Raw genomic sequence first — 19,532 nt, forward strand, 5'->3', positions numbered from 1 at the left:
GAGGAGACCCGTCATGAGCACGCCACGCACCGTACGCGCGGCCCGCGGAACCACCCTGTCGGCCAAGGGCTGGCAGCAGGAGGCCGCCCTGCGCATGTTCCACAACAACCTCGACCCCGAGGTCGCCGAACACCCCGAGGACCTCGTGGTCTACGGCGGCACCGGTCGGGCCGCGCGCGACTGGCGCAGCTTCGACCGCATCACCGCATCCCTGCGCGACCTGGAGGGCGACGAGACCCTGCTGGTGCAGTCCGGGCGACCGGTCGGCATCATGCGCACCCACGAGTGGGCGCCGCGCGTGCTGTTGGCCAACAGCAACCTGGTGGGCGACTGGGCGAACTGGCCCGAATTCCGCCGTCTGGAGGCCGAAGGGCTGACCATGTACGGGCAGATGACCGCCGGTTCGTGGATCTACATCGGTACCCAGGGCATCCTGCAGGGCACCTACGAGACCTTCGCCGCGGTGGCCGCCAAGTTGGGTTCGAGTGAGCACGGTGGCGGCACACTGGCGGGCACCGTCACCCTCACCGCCGGACTCGGTGGAATGGGCGGCGCCCAGCCGTTGGCCGTCACCATGAACGGCGGCGTGGCGATCGTGGTCGAGTGCGACGGCAGCCGCATCGACCGACGGATCCGACACCGCTACCTGGACGTGCGCGCCGAGAACCTCGACGAGGCCCTCGACCTGGCCGAGCGTGCACGGGCGGAGCGTCGTCCGTTGTCCATCGGCGTCCTGGGCAACGCCGCCGAGGTCTTCCCCGAACTGCTCTTCCGCGGCGCCCCGATCGACATCGTCACCGACCAGACCTCCGCGCACGACCCGCTCGCCTACCTGCCGGCGGGCGTGCCCTTCGAGGATTGGAAACGTCTGGCCGCGGACAAGCCCGAGGAGTTCACCGCGCGTGCCCGTGAGTCCATGGCCGCGCACGTGGCGGCGATGGTCGGTTTCATGGACGCCGGCGCCGAGGTGTTCGACTACGGCAACTCCATCCGCGACGAGGCCCGCCAGGGCGGGTTCTCCCGCGCCTTCGACTTCCCCGGCTTCGTGCCCGCCTACATCCGACCGCTGTTCTGCGAGGGCAAGGGCCCCTTCCGCTGGGCCGCCCTGTCGGGTGACCCCGCGGACATCGCCCGCACCGACCAGGCGATCCTGGACCTGTTCCCCGACAACGAGCACTTGGCCCGATGGATCCGGATGGCCGGGGAGAGGGTCGCCTTCCAGGGGTTGCCCGCGCGCATCTGCTGGTTGGGTCAGGGTGAGCGGGCCGCCGCCGGTCGGCGCTTCAACGAACTCGTCGCCTCCGGTGAGATCTCCGCGCCATTGGCCATCGGCCGCGACCACCTGGACACCGGTTCGGTGGCCTCGCCCTACCGGGAGACCGAGGGCATGAAGGACGGTTCGGACGCCATCGCCGACTGGCCGCTGCTCAACGCCATGGTCAACACCGCCTCCGGCGCCTCCTGGGTGTCCATCCACCACGGTGGGGGCGTGGGTATGGGGCGCTCCATCCACGCAGGTCAGGTCAGTGTCGCCGACGGCACCGATCTGGCCGCGGCCAAGCTCCAGCGCGTGCTCACCAACGATCCCGCCATGGGTGTGGTCCGCCATGTCGACGCCGGTTATGAGGAGGCCGAGCGGGTCGCCGACACCCACGGCATCCGCGTGCCGATGAAGGAGGGCGAGTGAGATTCGACCGACTCTGGGCCGAACTGGCCCCCGTCGGACGTTCCGCCGACGGCGGTGGCTACCACCGGTACACCTGGGCGGGCGCCGACACCGACGCCCGCGCCTGGTTCACCGAGGCGGCCGTCGCCCGTGGCCTCGACGTGCGCACCGACCGCAACGGCAACCTGTGGGCCTGGTGGGGCGCGCCCGGCCCGGGCGCCGTGGCCACCGGTTCCCATCTGGACTCGGTGCCCGACGGCGGCGCCTTCGATGGTCCACTCGGGGTGGTCACCGCCCTGGCCGCCGTCGACGAGTTGCGTTCACGTGGTTTCACACCGAGCCGGCCGCTGGCGATCGGTGTGTTCGTGGAGGAGGAGGGCGGCCGGTTCGGGGTGCCCTGTCTGGGCAGCCGCCTGGCCACCGGGGAGATCGACCCGGGCCGGGTCCGTGCCTTGACCGACGCCTCCGGTACCACCTGGGCCGCCGCCATGGCCGCGGCCGGGCTGGACCCGGACGGGATCGGGCCGGACCCCGACCTCATCGGCGGGTTCGACGTCTTCGTGGAACTCCACGTGGAACAGGGGCGTGCCCTGGCCGACACCGCCCATCCGGTGGGGGTGGCCGGTTCGATCTGGCCGCATGGGCGGTGGCGCATGGACTTCACCGGCCGCGCCGACCACGCGGGCACCACCCGCCTGGACGACCGGTCCGATCCCATGTTGCCCCTGGCCCACACGATCCTGGCCGCGCGGGCGTCGGCCCGAAGCCATGACGCGCGCGCCACCGTCGCCAAGACCCACGTCACCCCCAACGGCACCAACGCCATCCCCTCGTTGGTCAGTGCCTGGTTGGACGCGCGGGCGGCCGACCAGCCCACTCTGTCCGCGGTGGTGGAGGAGGTGCGCGAGGCCGCCCTCCGCGCGGCACACGACCACGGGGTCGTCTTGGCCGTGGCCGCGGAGTCCGCCACGCCCCTGGTGGAGTTCTCCCACGCCCTGCGCGATCGCCTGGCCGCCACGGTGTCCGACCGGGTCCCCGAGTCGGCGGGGCCGGTGCCGATCCTGCCCACCGGTGCCGGGCACGACGCCGGTGTGCTGTCCGCGCACGTGCCGACCGCCATGATGTACGTGCGCAACCCCACCGGGGTGTCCCACTCGCCCATGGAGTGGGCCGACCCGAAGGACTGCCACGCCGGGGTCACGGCCTTGGCCGACGTCCTCGCCGACCTGCTGGCCGAACCGGGGAGGCCCGCGTGAGCCCACGACGCCTGTGGTGCGAGCGGGCGTGGCTCGGCGGCCGTGACCCCGAGCCCGGGGTGCTCCTGACGGTCGACGCCGGTCGGTTGACCTCGGTGACCTCCGGTGTCGAACGTCCCGTCGACGCCGAACACCTGAGCGGGCTCACCCTGCCGGGTCTGGCCAACGCCCATTCGCACGCCTTCCACCGCGCGCTGCGCGGACGCACCCACTCCGACGGTGGATCCTTCTGGACCTGGCGTGAGGTGATGTACCGGGCGGCCGAACGTCTGGACCCCGATTCCTACCACCGACTGGCCCGGGCGACCTTCGCCGAGATGGCCCTGGCCGGGGTGGTGTGCGTGGGCGAGTTCCACTACCTGCACCACGGGCCCGGAGGCCGTCGCTACGCCGACCCCAACGCCATGGGGCACGCCCTGGTCGCGGCCGCCGCCGAGGCCGGGGTGCGGATTACCCTGCTCGACGTGTGCTACCTGGCCGGGGGGTTGGGGGAGGACGGTCGGCACCTACCGCTCGTGGGCCCCCAACTGCGCTTCGGTGACGGCACCGTGCGGGCCTGGGGCGAACGCGTGGCCGACCTCGCCCCCGAAGGGGACCACGCGCGGGTGGGGGTGGCCGCCCATTCGGTGCGGGCCGTCGCGTCGTCGGACCTGGCCGAGGTGGCGCGCTTCGCCACAGGCGGGGGACGGCCCCTGCACGTCCATGTCTCCGAACAGCCCGCCGAGAACACCGCGTGCCTGGCCGCGTACGGGCTCACGCCCACTCGGCTGCTGGCGGAGGCCGGTGCGCTCACCGAGCGCACGACCCTGGTGCACGCCACCCACCTGACCGACGAGGACGTCGCCACCGTCCGGGCGCACGGTTCGGCGGTGTGCCTGTGCCCCACCACCGAGCGCGACCTCGCCGACGGGTTGCCGCGCACCGGCGACCTCGTCGCCGGACCGGACCCGGTCCCGCTGAGCCTGGGCAGCGACCAGCACGCCCGAACGGACCTGTTCGAGGAGGCGCGGTCCGTGGAACTGCACGAACGTCTGCGCACCCATCGGCGCGGAACCCTGGACGCCGGGGCGTTGTTGCGCGCCGCCACCATCGACGGGCACACCGGTCTGGGTTGGGACGACGCGGGCACACTGGCCCCCGGGGCCCGGGCCGACCTGGTCAACGTCGCCCTGGACGGGGTGCGCCTGGCCGGGACCGACCCGGACCGGGCCGCCGACGCCGTGGTCTTCGCGGCCACCGCGGCCGACGTGCGCCACGTGATGGTGGACGGCGCCTGGACCGTTCGCGACGGCGTCCACACCCGACTGGGCGACACCGCCCGCGAACTCGACTCCGCGATCAAGGAGCTTCTGTGAGCACCGACGTCCCCGGCACCGTCCTGGTCGACGGCATGGCCACCCTGGTCACCAACGATCCCGCCCTGGGCAAGGGGCCGCTCGGCGAGATCCGCGACGCCGCCCTGGTCATCGAGGGCGAACGCGTCGTCTGGGCCGGCCCGAGCGCCTCGGCCCCGGCCGCCGACGTGCGAATCGACGCCGATGGTCGCTGTGTCATCCCCGGGTTCGTGGACAGCCACTCCCATGTCGTCTTCGCCGGGGACCGCAGCCGTGAGTTCGCCGCCCGGATGAGCGGCACCCCGTACTCGGCGGGCGGCATCCGCACCACGGTCGCCGCCACCCGGGCCGCCTCCGACTCCGAACTCCTGGCCGGCGCCCGTCGTCTGGTCCGTGAGGCCGCTACCCAGGGCACCACCACCCTGGAGGTCAAGTCCGGGTACGGGCTGACCGTCGAGGACGAACGTCGCTGCCTGGAGGTGGCCGGTCGCGTCACCGACGAGGTCACCTTCCTGGGCGCGCACGTGGTCGCCCCCGAGTACGCCGACGATCCGGAGGGCTACGTCGACCTGGTCACCGGCCCCATGCTGGACGCCTGCGCCCCACACGCCCGTTGGGTGGACGTGTTCTGTGAACGGGGGGCCTTCGACGAGGCGGCCTCCCGCCGGGTGCTCTCGGCCGGGATGGAACGGGGGCTGCTGCCCCGGGTGCACGGCAACCAGCTGGGGGAGGGGCCGGGGGTGCGCCTGGCGGTGGAACTGGGCGCCGCCTCGGTCGACCACTGCACCTATCTGAGCGCCGAGGACGTGGACGCGCTGGCCGAGGCCGCCCGTCGCCCCGAAGCCACCGTGGCGACCCTGTTGCCCGGGGTGGACTTCTCCACCCGCCAGCCCTATCCGAACGCCCGGGAGCTGCTCGACGCCGGAGCCCTGGTGGCGCTGGCCAGCGACTGCAACCCGGGTTCGTGCTTCACGTCGAGTCTGGCGTTCTGCGTCGCGGTGGCGGTCCGGGACATGGGGATGACCCCGGACGAGGCGGTGTGGGCGGCGACCAAGGGCGGGGCGATGGCCCTGCGCCGCACGGACGTCGGGCATCTGTCCCCCGGCGCCCGCGCCGACCTCACCCTGTTGGAGGCGCCCAACCACCTGTACCTGGCCTACCGTCCGGGTGTGCCCCAGGTGGCGGCGGTGTGGAAGGACGGCGCGCTCATCGCGGGACGTCCCTGAACGCGGACGGGGGCCGGCGGACACCGAAGCGGTGTCGGTCGGCCCCCGTTACGCTGCGGGGTGTGGCGTGCTACTCGTCGTCGGTGTCGGCGCCCTCGGCCTCGGGCTTGTCGTCCGAAGTCGGGGCGGCCTTCTTGGCGCGACGCTTCTTCACCGGACGGGAGTAGTCGACCAGCGGCTCGAAGCGGGTCTCGTGCTCCTTGAAGCACTCCTCGCAGGCGTCGACCTCGCGGACGGCGCCTTCCCAGGCGAACTGGATGACCTCAGTCGCCTCGACCTTCTCCTCGCGAACGGCGTGGGGATCGCAGTACTTGCGCGTGAAGACCTCGGTGACCACGGCGGGGATTTCCCTTCGGTTTCGCATGAACAGTGTGGACCCCTTAATCATACACATGTACGAACGACGAGACCGGGATTGATCCGGTTCGCCGTCATGGGTTCGGGGTCGCCCCGAAGCCTAGCGAAGACGGAGGGGTCTCCGCGCCGAGCGGAGGTCCGCGCGTCCTGTGTGACCTGCTTCTCCCCGTGGTGCCCTCCGGGCCGTGATCAGCCTCGCGCCATTCGTGTCAACCGATTTGTGCATTTGGGGAACACGGCGGTCCACCGCTCGTTAGGGTGATGCCCGATCGGAACGGTGTACGGCGAATCGCGCGGATCTACGCAGCGGCGGCCGAACCGTTCCAGAAGGGGACACGCCGTGGGGGAACGGCGCCCGAAAAACCGCGCAGAGATCGTTGGGGGACGAGTCGTGGTCGAGTACATGGAAGGCACGTCCAGAGGGCGTGCGGAGTCCGATGGCGGGGGTGACCGGCCCGGGGGCAGGTCCGCGAGGGCCCGTGCCCGAGCCGAGGCCGACGCGGCGCACACCTGTGAACGCGTCTCCGTCGATCCGCGTTTCGTGAAACTACGGCGACGATTCGCCCTGCAATTCACACTCCTGGTGACCACCTTCCTCGGTGGTTACATGGCCTATCTGTTCCTTTCGGCCTACGCGCGCGATTTCATGCGGGTGCAGATCTTCGATTCGATCAATGTCGCCCTTCTCCTGGGAATCGGACAGTTCTTGCTCACCTTCGTCCTGGCCTGGGTGTTCAGCCGAATCTCCGCCCGCGCGATCGACCCGCTGGCCGAGGAGATCCGCGACCGCGCACGGGATGAGGACCGGATCGACGGACGGGTGATGGACTGATGGGCCCACTCGACCTCGCCCACGCCTGGACCATCGGCCTGTGCGCCGTGTTCGTCCTCACCACCCTGGCCATCACCATTCGGGCCCGCAGCACCACCAAGGGCGCCGTCGACTTCTACGCCGGCGGTCGCGGCTTCTCCAGCACCCAGAACGGACTCGCCCTCACCGGCGACTACCTGTCGGCGGCGTCCTTCCTGGGCATCGCCGGGATGATCTCGTTGCAGGGCTACGACGGCTTCCTGTACTCCATCGGCTTCCTGGTCGCCTGGCTGCTGGTCCTGCCCATGGCCCAGCTGATGCGCAACACCGGGCGCTTCACCATGGCCGACCTGCCCGCCTTCCGCATGCGCAGGATGCGCGTTCGCTTGGCCTGCACCATCTCCACCGTCACGGTGTGCGTGTTCTACCTGGTGGCCCAGATGGTCGGCGCCGGAGCCCTGGTCGCGGTCCTGCTCGGTTTGCACGACGGCGGAACCTTCCTCGGGATGAGCGCCGGCCAGACCCGCACAGGCGCGATCGTCCTGGTGGGCGTGCTGATGATCATCTACGTCATGTACGGCGGAATGAAGGCCGCCACCTGGTTGCAGATCATCAAGGCGGTCGTGTTGCTGACGGCCACCGGCCTGCTCACCGTCATGGTGCTGGCCGTGTTCTCCTTCGACCCGCGCGCCCTGCTCTCCGGCGCGGCCGACGCCAGCGGTCACGGGCAGGCCTTCCTCGAACCCGGGCTCGGCTTCGGGGTGGAGGTGCCCGGTGAGTCCGCGCGGACCTTCTTCAACAAGATCGACCTGATCAGCCTGGGGTTGGCCCTGGTCCTGGGCACCGTCGCGCTGCCGCACATCCTCATCCGCTTCTACACGGTGCCCGACGGCCGCTCGGCGCGCGCCTCGGTCAACCGCACCATCGTGATGGTCGGCGTGTTCTACCTGATGACCCTGGCCTTGGGGTTCGGCGCCGCCGCCCTGGTGGGTTCGGAACGCATCATGGCCCTGGACCCCTCGGGCAACTCCGCGGTGCCGATGCTCGCCGAGGAACTGGGCCGGCTCACCGCCGGTCCGGTGGGCGCGGCCGTGCTGCTCGCGCTCATCTCCGCGGTCGCCCTGGCCACCATCCTCGCGGTCATCGCCAGCCTCACCCTGGCCTCCTCGTCCTCCATCGCGCACGACCTGTTCGGCCACATCCTCATGTGGGGGCGACCGCGCGAGTCCCAGGAGGTGAGCGTGGCCCGCTTCTCGGCCTGTCTGATCGGTGCGCTGTCCATAGCCCTGGCCGTTCAGGCCCAGGAACAGAACGTCGCGTTCCTCGTGGGGTTGGCCTTCGCGATCGCCGCCGCGGCCAACCTGCCCGTCATCGTCCTGACCATGTTCTGGCGCCGCTTCAACACCAATGGCGTGGAGTGGGGCATCTACGGCGGGCTGTCGGCCACCCTGCTGCTGATGCTGTTCTCCCCGGTGATGTCGGGCAAGACCGACCCGGTCACCGGTGAGAACCTGTCGATGCTGCCGGCCTGGATCGACATCCAGTACTTCCCCCTGGAGAACCCGGCGCTGGTCGCAGTTCCCATCGGGTTCGCCTGCGCCGTCATCGGCAGCCTGCTCTCCTCCGAACGCAACAGCGCCCGCTTCACCGAACTGCGGGTGCGCTCCCTCACCGGGTGGGGCGCCGAACGTGACTGACGGCCATCGCCTCGGCGACCTCGTCCAACAGCCCCGGTAGGGCGGGCAGGCCCCGGGCCGTGTCCGCCCAGGACCGTTCCACCTCGGCCACCCACCGCTCCACCGACATCTCCTCGGAGCGGCGCATCGACCGCAGCATCGCCCAGGCCGCGACCGCCACCAGCGGTCGGGCCGGGCCGCGGCCGCGCACATCCAGGGAACCGGCCACCGACCATCGCCCGTCCGGGGCGGGGGAGGGCAGCGCCTCACCGACGGCGCGCACGAACGGATGGCCGACCTCGAACCGGACGGGGGCCGCCGCCCCCTCGACGCCCGAAAGCGCCGCGTACCAGCCGGGCAGGTCGACGTGGACGTCCACTTCCACCCGGAGCAGGGAGGAGTTCTCGCCGACCATGCTCATCGGCGCGGGGAACCTCATCCGGGCGTGGACGGACAGGGCTTGGGCGGCCCGGTCGTGCACCACGGTGCCGCTCGTCACCGAGTCCTCGAAACCGGTGACCGCGGGGTCCTCGCGCATGGCGAAGTCGACCGCGCACCGGCCCTCCGGGTCCCAGGAGGTGATGGTCAGGTCGGTGCCCATCCACCCCTCGACCTCCTCGGAGAAGTCCGGCTCGCCCCTCTCGTCCAGGACACTGAGCAGGTAGTGGGCGCCGGGGACCAGGTGCTCGCCGGAGAGCAGCCGTAGCGAGTGCTCCATGTCCGGCGCGGCATCGGTGTCCTCGTTCCTGTGGACCACCCCGAGTTCCTCGGCGCGCCGCTCCAGTCGCTCCCGTTCGGCTTCGTCGGGGACCAACAGGTGCCCTTCGGCGTCGAACCGGGCCTCGCGCAACACCCGATGCGCCCCGGCGATCGAACCGGCGACGTCCTCGCGCCTCAACGCGTCCAGGTCCAGGGTGTGGCCCAGGCGTGGCATGTCCCCTCCGCTTCGGCTGGTGGATCGGTACGGGCCCGCTCATTGTGGTCTGCCGAGGTGATGGTCGACAAGTGGGCCGGGCACTGTCCGAGAGGAGTTCCCGGTGAGCCGAGCACATGAGGAAAGGGGTGGGGGCGGTGCCCAGACGGTGGACCGTGATCCTCAAGGACCGAGCCGACGCGGCGCGTCCGATCCGTCCGGAGGACTGCCACGGGTTGCTCAACCACTGGTGGCCCCAGTCCGACCGTGAACACACCGTGGCCAAGCGTTGGGCGATGAACGGTTGGCCCCTGCCCTTGGGGAACCGTCTGCACCACTGGACCCTCACCTGGTTGGACGACGAGGATCCCGCGCCCCTGGACCCGGCCGAACTGGTCGGTGTCCCCCAACGCATCGGCGACCACCTGCTGGAGCCGCTGTCGGTCACCCGCACCTTCGACCGCACCTACGCCGAGATGCTCACCGAGGGATACGGTCGCTTCCCGGCCCGTGCGGCCGAGATCCGCGCCATGACGCCCGTGGTGACCACCACCCGCGACACCACCGGCGAACGCGTCCCGCACATCTGGCCCAATCCCCGGCGGCTCTTCGGCGCGGTCCACCGTTCCGGCGGTGGGATCGTCGGCGGCAGCGGCGCGGTGGGCGCGGTGGCCCGCTTCGCCCCATCCGCCCTGGCCGCTCCCTGGCTGGAACGCGCCCTGCTCGACCTGTCACAGTTGCGCCGCTCCCCGCTGCCCGGGGAGGAGGTGCGCCTGACCGAGCACCACCACGCCGAGAAGCGCAACGTGCTGGGTTGGCTGGGCGGGCTGCGCCTGGACTCCGCGGCCGGCGCACGTCGTTCCGTCGACACCTTGGCCACCCTGTTGGAACTGATCGAACTCACCGGGGTCGGCAAGTACACCGCCCAGGGGTTCGGCGCCATCCGGGTCGACGGCGTCACCGGCGGCCGCCCCGCCGTGGAGGTCCCGGCCCCTCGGGACGGCCACGGCACGCACCCGGTCCGTCGTGCCCGGCCGCGTCACGTGGGAGGCACCCGAGCCCACGCGGTGGTCGAAGCCGAGGAGTTCGGCGGCGCCCTGTTCGATTGACCCCCGAACCGCCGGTTCCCGCCCGAGGACGGAGGGCGGGGGCCGGTGCCCAGTGGTCGGCTCCCACCCGGTGGACGGGGTGGGAGCCGACCCTTTCGCACCCCTCAAGTCCGCCGTGTGTGTGGGGCCGGAGCGTGCTCGGCCCCTTGTGCCCGCAGGGTGCGGGCCAGATCGCGCAAGTGCGGAACCAGGTTCTGCGGGGTCAGGAGGGGACCGGAGAGCTTGGTCGCGGAGGGACGTTCCCGTTCGGACAGTCCGAGTGGTTCGTGTGGGTGCGGGCTCGGCATCGGCGGCCTTTCTCGAAGGTGGGGAGGTGCATGTGCGCCGGGCGGAGACGGTGGGGCATCGACGCGTCCTCCAAGGACGTCTCTCGGACAGTGCGTCGATCACCGGTGACCGGATGGGGCCGGCGGGGTGACGCCGCGGTGTGACTCCTGGTATCCGTGGTGAGGTCGGCGTCGCCGTCCGAGAGGAATCCCCGAAGGACGCGTCGACGTCGTGACATCCACGTATAAGGAGTCCGCCACGGTGCCCCCTGCCCCCGCCCACCGCGAGCCACCGGCCGATCCCCCCGCCCGCGGGGTCCTGGTCGGTGTGGACCTGCGGGGCATTCAGGCCTACGTCTACAGCGGGCGCCGGATCCTGGACGCGGTCGGGCGGGCCGCGCTGGTCGCCGAACTCACCGACACTTCCGACGCCCGTCACGGGGTGGCCGACCTGGTACCCGAGGATTGCCTGACCCTGCGCGACGCCGGGGGCGCCCTCACCGTGGTGCTGCCGGACGTGGACACCGCCCGTACCTTCACCTCCCGCTACACGAGAAGGCTCCGTGACCGCGCCGGGGAGCTCACCCCGGTCGTGGCGTTCGTGCCCTACGGGCCGGGGACGCCCGAGCCCGACCTGGACTCCGCCCTGGCCGCGCTGCCGGTACGCCTGCGCCTGGCCCGCCGCCACATGTCGGCTCTGCACGCCCCCGCGCACGGGTACGGGATCACCGCGGTGTGCTCGGTGAGCGGGGCCCCGGCGGAGTCGGTGGACAGCAGCCGTTCGGACCACACCCGGGCGCACGAACGGGTGTCCGCCGACGTGGCCAGGGCTCGCGGCATCGGTCGCCGTTGGCACCGGGCGCACGGCGACGCCTGGCTGGCGGACGCGGTCACCGCCACCGGCTCCCCGGAGTTGGCGCTGCCCATGGAGGTGGACCGGCTCGGCCGCGACCACGGAGGGGTGAGCCGGGTCGCCGTGATGCACCTGGACGTCAACGGGCTGGGCGCGATCCTGGGCGAGTACCGGGAACTGGTGGGCGACCCCGATCGGCCCGGATCCGGTGCCCTCGCCCAGCGGGGGTTGTCCACCCGCATCGCGGGGCTCACCAAGGGGTTGGCCCGGGCGATGGTGCGGGCGGTGACCGCGATGGTCCACGCCGCCCCGGGGGAGGCGCCGCACGTTCCGGGAACGGGGACGGGCGGTCCCATCACCCTCGACCACGAACCCGGGGGCCCGGTGCGGTTGCCGGTACGACCGATCGTGGTCGCCGGCGACGACCTCACGGTCCTGTGCGACGCCCGCCTGGCCCTGGCCCTGGTGCGCTACGCCCTGGACTGGTTGGACACCGACCCCGAACTGATCCAGGACGCCGACGACCCGAGGGTGGCCCTGCACCGGGACCTGGCCGCCGCCTACGGCACCGGTGGCCGTCGGGTGCCGGGCGGCGGGCACACCACCTTCGTGCCCACGATCGGTGTCGGTGTCGCGATGCAGCCGGTGGGCGCGCCCCTGTCCTTGGGCTATGACCTGTGCGAGGCGATGTGCCGGGTGGCCAAGGCGCATCGAGTGGCCCGCGCCGAACACGATCCAGTGGCCGCGGAGGACCACACCGTCGCCTGGACGACCCGCTTCGACGGGGTCGAACGGGTCCTGCGCCGGATGGAGGCCGCACAGGAGGCCACCCCGCCGCGCACCGCCCGGCCGATGAGCGGCGCCGACTTCACCCGCTTCCTCGATCGTTACCTCGGCGGAGGCGACGGCGATGGCGGCCCGCTCGTGGACGGCGACACCCGCGGACGCGGCTGGCTGGTGTCCTCCCTGGTCCCCCTGTTGGAGTCGGGGGTCGATCCCGCCCCCGAACTGGCCCGTCGGGCCCGAGTGACCGGAAGTCCCGTCGTCCTGCCCCGGGGATGGAGCACCGGTGAGCTGTTGGACGCCGTCGACGTGATGGACCTGTACCTGGAGCCGGAGGGTGGGCGCTCGTGAGCACACCGGATCGGATCGTGGTGCGGCTGGTCTCCCCGGCCCTGTTCGTCGGTGCCAGCGCCGACGGCACGGGTGCCGACACCGATGTGGTCACCGACGGGCACGGCCTGCCGCACCTGCCTCGACACCGGTTGGCGGCGCGGCTTCGGCAAGGGGCGCTGGACGCGCTCACCGTCGCCCCCGAGTTGGATGAGGTGGTGGACCGGGTCTTCGGCAAGGGGCGCTCGAACGGTCGGGATCGAATCCTGAGAGTGGGCCACGCGGTCACCGGCGACCCCGTGCGCGCAGCGGTCGCCCACGCCCTGGCGGGCCGCGCCGAACCCTTGCGCTCCACCCTGCGGCGCGCCGTCACCGGTGCCTACACCACCCTGGAGTCGGGGGTGGAGATCGGCCCCGACGGCGCCCCCGAGGCGGGGCGGCTGCGCACCAACCGGGTCCTGCTCCCGGGACTGACCCTGGTCTCCGCCCTGACCTGGTCCATGCCCGCGGGAACGGACGAGTGGCGCTGTTTGGCCATGGCGTGCCTGGCCACCGACCAGATCGGACTCAAGGCCACCCGGGGGCGCGGCCGGGTCGACGTGCGACTGTCCACGCCGGGCGACCCCGATCCGCACGCCACCACCCTGCGGCTGGCCGGGGCGCCGGGCCGTGGAGAGGGGCCTGGGCCATGAGCCACACGGTCGTGGCCTACCTGCCGCTGCGGTACGTCCTCACCGACTCGGTCACCGTGCGCACCTCCTTCGACCCGTTGCGCACCGACCCGGTGCTGAGCGGGCGGGCCCAACGGGGCATGCTCGCCGCCGCGCTGGCCCGCGCCGGTCTGCACGAGGAACTCACCGCGTGGGTGGCGCGCGGCGAACACGTGCACTTCTCGCCCGCCCACCCGCGACTCGAACAGCACGCGCGTCCCGGGGTGCAGGTGGTCGCCCACCCGCCTCCCGCGTACCTGTACACCCCGGGCAAGGACGGCGACACCCTGGTGGACTCCTTCGCCGGGGGCACCGACGACCCGAGCCTGCCCTACAAGACCGTGCGCGACCCCCTCACCCCGGACCGGTCGCTGCGCGCGACCGTACGCACCACCGCCGAGCGCTACCTGGGTCGACCACGGACCGCGGAGACCGGACCGGGGCGGCCGTTCTTCACCACGAGCCTGGACCCCGGCCAGGTCTTCGAGGCCAGGTGGCGGCTGAGCGGGCCCGACCACGCGTTCCTACGCGCGCTGGCCGAACGGATCCTGCGGGTACTGGAGTCGGCTCGCGGAGCGCTCACCCTGGGCGCGGGGGGCACCCGCGCGCACGGCGGGGTGGAGGTGGGACCGGTGGACCCCGAGCGCCCCCTGTCCCCGGACCGGGTGGCGTGGCCCCGAGCGGATCGCTCCAGGGACGCCGGGCAGGAGGTCGACCTGCTGTTGCTCTCGCCCGCGATGGTGGTGGGCGCCCAAGGGCAGCACCGCCCGCACGCCTTGGTACCGGCCGTGCGCGAACTCTGGGAGCGGCGTCTGCCGGGTCTTCGGCCCGAGGTGGTGGCCGCGCACGTCGAACCCGTGCTCGTGGGCGCCTACCACCGCGGCTACCGGGGGCCGATGACCGAGCGCCGGGCGGCCGCCGCGGGTTCGGTGGTGCGACTGCGACCGATCACGGAACTGAGCACCGCCCAGGTCCGCGACCTGGAGGCGCACCCGCTGGGAGAACGGGCGGTGGACGGGTACGGCCAGTTCGTTCTCCTGGACCCTCCGCGCGCCCCCGAACCGCTCGTGCCGCCCTCGACACCGATACCCGCCCGCCGACCGGGGACCGTGACCCTGACCGACGGCAGGGCCCTGCCCGAACCCGGAGTGCCGGACCCGGCGGCCGACCCGCAACTGGCCGTCCTGTACGACGCGTTGCTGTGGAACGCCGCCGCGCAGCCGGTCCGCGACCACGCCCGCGATCTGGCCCGCGCCTCCGCGGCCACCCTCGCCCCGCTCACCCCCAGCCTGCTGGGTCGGCTGCGCGAAGTGGTCGCCCACCCGCACCGCACCCCCGACGAGGCGCTGACCGTCCTGCACACTACCCTGACCGGGGATCCCGGGCAGGGGGCGCACAAGGTACTGCGCGAACGTGCGGTGCGCGCCCTGGAAAGGGCCCGCCTGAGGGGCTCGGGTCGGGGTGGACGGATCACCGTCCACCGTTGGCTGAGCGAGCTGGCCGCAGGTGAGAGAGCCGTGTCGTGGTGGCGGTCCCACCGCCCCGGCGACGCGCCGGACTCGGCCTACCCCCGCGCGCTGGCCGCCGTGGACCTGGCTCGCCCCGACGGCCTGCCCGACCTGGCGCGGGACAGTGGGCTCTCACCCCGGGCCGAGGCCTGGGAACGCCAGGCCGCGCCGCGGCTCTGCCTGCTGCTGGTCTCCTCCTGGATGGCGGAGGCGGCACGGGTGCTGCGCACGGCCCCGGACGGAGGTGGGACACGGTGAACCGTCTGGTGTGGGAGTTCACCACCCGCCTGCTCCTGCTCGGTGACGCCCACGTGGGCGCGGCCCGGGCCACCCCCCGGCACGCCGCCGAGAGCGACGTGGACCTGCCCCTGGACCGCGCCCCGTACAGCGGCCTGCCTCGGCTGCGCGCCACCACTCTGGCCGGACTGCTCCGTCACGAGCTGCTGGCCCGAACCGATCGGACGGCCGTGACCTCGCTGTTCGGCATCGACGACGGTAGCTCGGGCTTCGGGGCGGGAGAGGCGGCCCCCGTGCCCAGTGCCCTGGACCTCGACGACGCCCACGCCGTCCTGCCCGACGACACCTCCGTGTCCGTACGGGTGGGCACCCGTGTCGACCCGACCACCGGCACCGTGCACCCGGGGCGCATGTGGCAGTGGGAGGTCCTGCCCGCGGGCACCGAGTTCACCTGCCACCTGCGCCTGTGGGTTCCCGATCCCGCCGTCGAGGCGCGCCTGCTCACCCTGTTGGTCCTGGCCACCCGGGGTCTGAGGGGGGAGGGGCCCGGTATCCGGATCGGTGGCCGCACCGGGCGCGGGTACGGCCCGGTCCGCGCCACCCACTGGGCGGCCCGCAGGCACGACCTCACCGACCCGGGCGGGTGGTTCGACTTCCACGCGCGCACGTGGGACGAACGGGCGGGCCAAGGCGCCGAGGCCCTCACCGACCCCCCGCGCGATCTGCCCGAACTCCTCGACACCAGGCTGCGCGAGAACGGCCGCGAGGCGGTCGCGGCGCACGTGGGCGCCCGATCGGCCCGTCCCGACCCGCGACACAGGGCCGAACTGCGTCTGGAACTGCGCGTGGCCGAACGCACCGACCCCCTCGCACCCGGACCGTTGCGCCCGGGGCTGCTCATGATCGGTGACGTGCCCGAGGCAGAGCGGCTCGCCGAGGTCGACCGCGCCCACCGGTGGCGGCCCACGGTCACCGACGAGGGGAAGGTGCACCGGGCGCCGGTGCTCGGCGACACGGCCTTGTTCGCCCTGTTCAAACGGATCGGCGGTCGCCTGGCCCGGGACGCCGCCGAACACCTGGGCGCGCCGGCGGACCGGTGGCGACAATGGCACGGTCACTGGTGGGGTGCCGACCCCACCGAACAGGGCGCGCCCCGGCCCTCCCGGATCCGTCTGCGCGCCACCCCCACCCTCATCGGTGGGGCGCCGCTGACCACCACGCGCATGACGGTGGACTCGCTGTTCGGCGACGCCGTGGACGGCCGTCTGTTCACCACCGACGTGCACTGTGGCGGCAGGGCCGAGGTCGTCCTGGACGTGTCCGAACCCGACGATTCCGTGCTCGGACTGCTCGCCCTGGTGGTCCGGGAACTGTCCACCGTCCCCCTCGACACCCTGGGCGCGGGAGCGGGCGGGGGCAACGGCCGGCTCACCGTCACCCACGCCCACCTGGTCACCCACGGCCGGTCGAGGGAAGGGCCGGACACCGTGGACCTGATGGCGGCGCTCGACGAACCCGAAGGCCCCGAGGGCGAGATCGTCCGCGGCCGGCTGCGCGCCCTGCACACCCGACTCGGCGAGGAGGGATCCCCGTGAACGTCCATGCCCACGAACCACCCGACCCGGTCGGGGTCGACGTCGAACGACTCGGCCCCGAACGGATCGACGCCGTCCTGGTCGACGTGTTCGACCACGGTGTGCGCTGTCGCGAGCTGGATCGGGCCCTGGACGGTTCCCCACCGGGCCCCCAATGGCTCCTGGCCGAGTTCGGCGACGGGCGGGTCACCGGTGCCTGCCCCCGGGAGCGCTGGCGGCGCTCCGACGGTGACGCCGCCGACCGATGGCGGATCCTGGAGGTCCTGGTCTTCACCGCGCACGCCCAGATCCGCCTGGGCGAGGGCGCCCGGTCCGGATGGATCGCCAGGGACGCGGTCGGGGACCTCCCCGAGTGGCTGCGCCCCCGTGATCGTTCCTTCCTGCTCCAGGGGTGGGTCGGCGCCGAACACCGGAGCGTCCTGGAGGGGGAGGTACCGATGACGGTCACCCGAGAACCCTCGGGCACCGAAGCGGTCCTGCCCGTGCCCTGGACCGACTTCTCCGGCCGACTGCGCCCCTTGTCGGAGCCGGGCCGTAGCGCCCTGGAGAGCACCGGGACCTGGTTGACCGTCCGCGAGTACTGGGCCGCCGACCCCGCCACCGGGGCGGTGGGGGTGGCCTTCCACCGGCTCACCGGGATGTGCGCCGGGACCAAACCCACCGGTCCCGAGTTCGAGGTGGGCACCGGGGACCGGGTCGAGGAACTCTGATGGTGGATCCCCGAGACCTCGCGTCCCGGCTGGCCAAGGGCGGACAAGAGCCGGGGCACCGGGCCACGGCGCCCTACGGGCTGGTCCGTCTGGCCGACGAACCGGTACCCGCCACGACCCTGCACCTCGGTCTCGACACCGACGTGCTCCTGCGGTCGCACGACCGCACCGTCCCGGGCACGCACACCGGCTGGATCGACCTGACACTGACCACGCTGACCCCCACGTTCGTCGGACAGACCCGGCGCGGCGGCGGGGTGGCCCGCTCGCTCCGACTCCCCTTTGGTGAGCGCGCGCTGCCGACCGTGCCCGGCACGACCCTGCGCGGCCTGGTCCGCAACATCGTGCGCATGCTCACCGGCGGCGAGACCGGCCCGGTCAACACCCCCATGTTGTTCTTCCGCGCCCCGGTACGCATCGACCCCGACAACACCGACAGTTCGCTGTCCACCCGGGCCCGCCACGTGATGGCCCGCCAACACGCCCACTACCGAGAACGCCGCGCCGGGCTGCGCACCGCCCAAGGGTTCATGTACCGATCGCCGGAGGACGAACGCTGGTACGTCGTGGAGCTTCCGGCGACCGCGCCGGAACCCTCGGGCGGGCGGGCCCTCAAGGTGTCCTTCGACGTGTTGCGCGAGAGCCTGGCCACCTGGGACTTCGAGGTGGAGAAGTTCCCCGACCCGCCACGCGGCGCGGGCTATGTGCCCACCGCCCACGAACAGCACGGCCGGTTGCAGTATCGCTGGGTGCACGCGGTCCACCATGGGCGGAGCGTGGTCGCCGTGGCCCCCACCGATAGGGCCGCCCGCGCCCACCCGGCGGCGGGTGCGGCCGGGGGCGGGGTGATCCGTGCGCTGCTGGTACTGACCGGCGCGGCGGCGGGGGAACGGCGCAACGCCTACCTCTTCCCCCGTCCACCGGACCTGCGCGGGGGCCGCCACCCCGTCCCGGAACCCCTGGTGGACCTGTTCGAGTCGGCCGAGCAGATCACCGGCTACCAACGGGCCGCCTTCCCCGACACCCTCTCCGCGGGCGGTGGAGACCCGGCCCGGCCACCGGTGGCGGGGACCCCGGGCGGTGGGTTGCCCCGGCAGAGCCTGGAACCGGTGTGGTTCGACGTGGACGCGTCCGGTCGGGTGGTCTCCTTCGGGCGTTCGGGCGGCTACCGCATCGCCGTGGGCGACGAGGACCCCGTACGCCGGGCCGTCCCGGCGCCCGTGCTGGGCCCCCAACACGGCGAGCCCCGTCGTTCGGACCGGGCCGGGCGCACCGTGGACGTGTGCCGCGCGATGTTCGGCGACACCGACGTGTTCGCGGGGGAGTCCGGGGCGCTCAAGGGCCGGATCGAGTTCGGCAACGCCGTCGCCGAGGACACCGACGCGGACGCCGACCTGACCGCGCTTCGGGTGCGGCTGTTGTCCCCGCAACGGGGCTGCTTCGCCAACTACCTGGTGCAGGGCCCCGACGCCGCCTCGGGGGACCGGCCCGACGTCGTCACCTGGTCGCACGAGGGGGACGTGCGTCTGGGCGGATACAAGGTCTACCTGCATCGACACCGGTCCACCGGCGGTCCGCACCCCTACGACGAACGCGCCCAGGAGGAACTCGACGTGGAGGTGGTGCCCATCGATGGGACCGCTCCACCACCGCGCGAGACCCAACGCGACATCGTGCCGCTGCGCGAAGGACTGGTGCTGCGCTCCCGCGTCACCTTCACCAACCTCACCGACGCCGAACTCGGCGCGCTGATGCGGGCGCTGCTGCTGGACAACACGGTGGACGGCGGCGACCCGACCGACCCCGAGCACGCGCACAAGGTAGGGATGGGCAAGTCGTTGGGGATGGGCAGCGTCCACCTGCGCCCCGAGTTGTACCTGGTGGACCGGGGCGCCCGCGCCGCGGACCTGTCCCTGCGTCCCGACGCCGGGGTGGCGCGCGCCGACCACGAGCGGGTCCGGTCGTTCCTGGACGCCTTCTCCGTCGCCCTGGTCGGCCATCGGCTTCCCGGACCGGCCGAGGCCGAGCGTTGGCGCGAGGTGGACCAGGCCGTCGACGTGTGTCTGGCCACCCGCTGGCGGCATCGGCTGCCCCTGGAGGAGACCGCGGTCATGTCGCTGCGCCACTTCGCCGAGTACCCGGTCCTGCCGCCGTTGGTGGACCGGTTCCGGCCGAGGGAGACCTGACCGCTT

At 72.6% G+C, this 19,532-nt stretch carries 16 protein-coding genes; 13 read left to right on the top strand and 3 right to left on the bottom strand.

Annotated elements, in window-relative coordinates; genetic code table 11:
• Positions 1-13: 13 nt before the first annotated feature.
• From hutU to hutI, 4 genes are read left to right on the top strand one after another with little or no spacing between them, the layout of a single operon-like run.
• The gene (gene hutU, locus ACWGKS_RS24880) at positions 14-1,687 is read left to right on the top strand and encodes a urocanate hydratase (protein ID WP_358510584.1); all 1,674 of its coding nucleotides are present in this window, start codon (positions 14-16) and stop codon (positions 1,685-1,687) included.
• On the top strand, positions 1,684-2,922 hold the full coding sequence (locus tag ACWGKS_RS24885; RefSeq protein WP_452524208.1) for an allantoate amidohydrolase: 1,239 nt from the start codon (positions 1,684-1,686) through the stop codon (positions 2,920-2,922). The genes hutU and ACWGKS_RS24885 overlap by 4 nt, the downstream gene beginning before the upstream one ends.
• Positions 2,919-4,277 (top strand): formimidoylglutamate deiminase, encoded by a 1,359-nt coding sequence (locus ACWGKS_RS24890; RefSeq protein ID WP_358510590.1) that lies wholly within the window; start codon positions 2,919-2,921, stop codon positions 4,275-4,277. Before ACWGKS_RS24885 ends, ACWGKS_RS24890 begins: the two co-directional genes overlap by 4 nt.
• 35 nt (positions 4,278-4,312) lie before the next feature.
• Positions 4,313-5,482: an imidazolonepropionase gene (gene hutI, locus ACWGKS_RS24895; protein ID WP_358510658.1), complete on the top strand. Its 1,170-nt coding sequence runs from the start codon at positions 4,313-4,315 to the stop codon at positions 5,480-5,482.
• 70 nt (positions 5,483-5,552) lie between these two features.
• Here hutI and ACWGKS_RS24900 read toward each other — a convergent pair whose 3' ends face one another.
• Positions 5,553-5,819 (bottom strand): hypothetical protein, encoded by a 267-nt coding sequence (locus ACWGKS_RS24900; RefSeq protein WP_358510661.1) that lies wholly within the window; start codon positions 5,817-5,819, stop codon positions 5,553-5,555.
• Between the two features lie 411 nt (positions 5,820-6,230).
• Here ACWGKS_RS24900 and ACWGKS_RS24905 point away from each other — a divergent pair, with 411 nt between their 5' ends.
• Both ACWGKS_RS24905 and ACWGKS_RS24910 read left to right on the top strand, forming a co-directional pair.
• Positions 6,231-6,671 (top strand): DUF485 domain-containing protein, encoded by a 441-nt coding sequence (locus ACWGKS_RS24905; protein ID WP_452456066.1) that lies wholly within the window; start codon positions 6,231-6,233, stop codon positions 6,669-6,671.
• Complete coding sequence (locus ACWGKS_RS24910; RefSeq protein ID WP_358510596.1) at positions 6,671-8,347, top strand: solute symporter family protein; 1,677 nt, start codon at positions 6,671-6,673, stop codon at positions 8,345-8,347. Before ACWGKS_RS24905 ends, ACWGKS_RS24910 begins: the two co-directional genes overlap by 1 nt.
• On the opposite strand, the gene ACWGKS_RS24915 is transcribed toward ACWGKS_RS24910, so the two are convergent.
• Positions 8,319-9,260, bottom strand: a complete 942-nt coding sequence (locus ACWGKS_RS24915) for a hypothetical protein (protein ID WP_358510599.1) — start codon at positions 9,258-9,260, stop codon at positions 8,319-8,321. The genes ACWGKS_RS24910 and ACWGKS_RS24915 overlap by 29 nt on opposite strands.
• 137 nt (positions 9,261-9,397) lie before the next feature.
• Between ACWGKS_RS24915 and cas6 the strand changes: the two genes are divergently transcribed.
• On the top strand, positions 9,398-10,348 hold the full coding sequence (gene cas6 / locus ACWGKS_RS24920) for a CRISPR system precrRNA processing endoribonuclease RAMP protein Cas6 (RefSeq protein ID WP_452524211.1): 951 nt from the start codon (positions 9,398-9,400) through the stop codon (positions 10,346-10,348).
• Positions 10,349-10,452: 104 nt separating this feature from the next.
• Here the strand turns inward: cas6 and ACWGKS_RS24925 are convergent, their stop codons facing one another.
• Positions 10,453-10,635, bottom strand: a complete 183-nt coding sequence (locus ACWGKS_RS24925) for a hypothetical protein (protein WP_452456064.1) — start codon at positions 10,633-10,635, stop codon at positions 10,453-10,455.
• 241 nt (positions 10,636-10,876) lie between these two features.
• On the opposite strand from ACWGKS_RS24925, the gene ACWGKS_RS24930 reads away from it, so the two are divergent.
• From ACWGKS_RS24930 to ACWGKS_RS24955, 6 genes are read left to right on the top strand one after another with little or no spacing between them, the layout of a single operon-like run.
• The gene (locus ACWGKS_RS24930; protein ID WP_452456082.1) at positions 10,877-12,601 is read left to right on the top strand and encodes a hypothetical protein; all 1,725 of its coding nucleotides are present in this window, start codon (positions 10,877-10,879) and stop codon (positions 12,599-12,601) included.
• The gene (locus ACWGKS_RS24935) at positions 12,598-13,272 is read left to right on the top strand and encodes a hypothetical protein (RefSeq protein WP_358510607.1); all 675 of its coding nucleotides are present in this window, start codon (positions 12,598-12,600) and stop codon (positions 13,270-13,272) included. Before ACWGKS_RS24930 ends, ACWGKS_RS24935 begins: the two co-directional genes overlap by 4 nt.
• Positions 13,269-15,056, top strand: coding sequence for a type III-B CRISPR module-associated Cmr3 family protein (locus tag ACWGKS_RS24940; RefSeq protein WP_358510610.1), 1,788 nt, complete (start codon positions 13,269-13,271; stop codon positions 15,054-15,056). Before ACWGKS_RS24935 ends, ACWGKS_RS24940 begins: the two co-directional genes overlap by 4 nt.
• On the top strand, positions 15,053-16,630 hold the full coding sequence (locus ACWGKS_RS24945) for an RAMP superfamily CRISPR-associated protein (RefSeq protein ID WP_358510613.1): 1,578 nt from the start codon (positions 15,053-15,055) through the stop codon (positions 16,628-16,630). Before ACWGKS_RS24940 ends, ACWGKS_RS24945 begins: the two co-directional genes overlap by 4 nt.
• A complete protein-coding gene (locus ACWGKS_RS24950) occupies positions 16,627-17,340 on the top strand; it encodes a hypothetical protein (protein WP_358510616.1) in 714 nt (237 codons plus the stop codon). Before ACWGKS_RS24945 ends, ACWGKS_RS24950 begins: the two co-directional genes overlap by 4 nt.
• Positions 17,340-19,526, top strand: coding sequence for a TIGR03986 family type III CRISPR-associated RAMP protein (locus ACWGKS_RS24955; RefSeq protein WP_452456061.1), 2,187 nt, complete (start codon positions 17,340-17,342; stop codon positions 19,524-19,526). Before ACWGKS_RS24950 ends, ACWGKS_RS24955 begins: the two co-directional genes overlap by 1 nt.
• The last annotated feature ends 6 nt before the right edge of the window (positions 19,527-19,532 follow it).

The sequence above is a fragment of the Nocardiopsis sp. NPDC055879 genome, assembly GCF_053615935.1.

What these genes read in the sequence shown, in the direction of transcription:
- hutU (WP_358510584.1), top strand. Translation starts at nt 14, where the DNA reads ATGAGCACGCCACGCACCGTACGCGCGGCCCGCGGAACCACCCTGTCG.
- hutI (WP_358510658.1), top strand. Translation starts at nt 4,313, where the DNA reads ATGGCCACCCTGGTCACCAACGATCCCGCCCTGGGCAAGGGGCCGCTC.
- ACWGKS_RS24910 (WP_358510596.1), top strand. Translation starts at nt 6,671, where the DNA reads ATGGGCCCACTCGACCTCGCCCACGCCTGGACCATCGGCCTGTGCGCC.
- ACWGKS_RS24915 (WP_358510599.1), bottom strand. Translation starts at nt 9,260, where the DNA reads ATGCCACGCCTGGGCCACACCCTGGACCTGGACGCGTTGAGGCGCGAG.
- ACWGKS_RS24925 (WP_452456064.1), bottom strand. Translation starts at nt 10,635, where the DNA reads ATGCCGAGCCCGCACCCACACGAACCACTCGGACTGTCCGAACGGGAA.
- ACWGKS_RS24940 (WP_358510610.1), top strand. Translation starts at nt 13,269, where the DNA reads ATGAGCCACACGGTCGTGGCCTACCTGCCGCTGCGGTACGTCCTCACC.
- ACWGKS_RS24955 (WP_452456061.1), top strand. Translation starts at nt 17,340, where the DNA reads ATGGTGGATCCCCGAGACCTCGCGTCCCGGCTGGCCAAGGGCGGACAA.